This window comes from Frigoribacterium sp. AC759, assembly GCF_979256015.1.
In genome coordinates this window covers 1-319 of record NZ_CEEDMT010000071.1, presented here as the reverse complement: position 1 = coordinate 319, position 319 = coordinate 1, and the positions used below count along the sequence as shown (strand labels likewise).

Sequence of the window (319 nt, the reverse complement as noted above, 5' to 3'; positions counted from 1 at the left end):
CACCCAGACAATGCTCTCCCTGAACGACCGTGACGCCGTTACTGCCGCGCTCACAGACCATAGCCTCGACCCTACCCTGCGTGCCCTCATCGGACTTCGTGTCTGGCAGGTGGACACCGATCGTCGCCGTCCCCTTGGCGAAATCCTCCAGATCGTCGTCGTCCAGCCGAGCGATCCTCCCGAGGCCATTCACGCCGCCGTCGGCTTCCCCATCACCTGGGACCAGGCCGATCAACCCGGCTGGGAATGGATGACCGACCACGGCTCATGGTTCGAGCTAGCCTACGTCCTGACCGATGAGTTCGGGATGCTGGTGTTC

Annotated in this window: 1 protein-coding gene; it reads left to right on the top strand. The window is 63.3% G+C overall.

Features of this window, described 5'->3' with window-relative positions; genetic code table 11:
• Positions 1-109: 109 nt before the first annotated feature.
• A partial coding sequence (locus ACZ6JE_RS15140; RefSeq protein WP_464319470.1) for a hypothetical protein occupies positions 110-319 on the top strand: 210 nt, incomplete at its 3' end.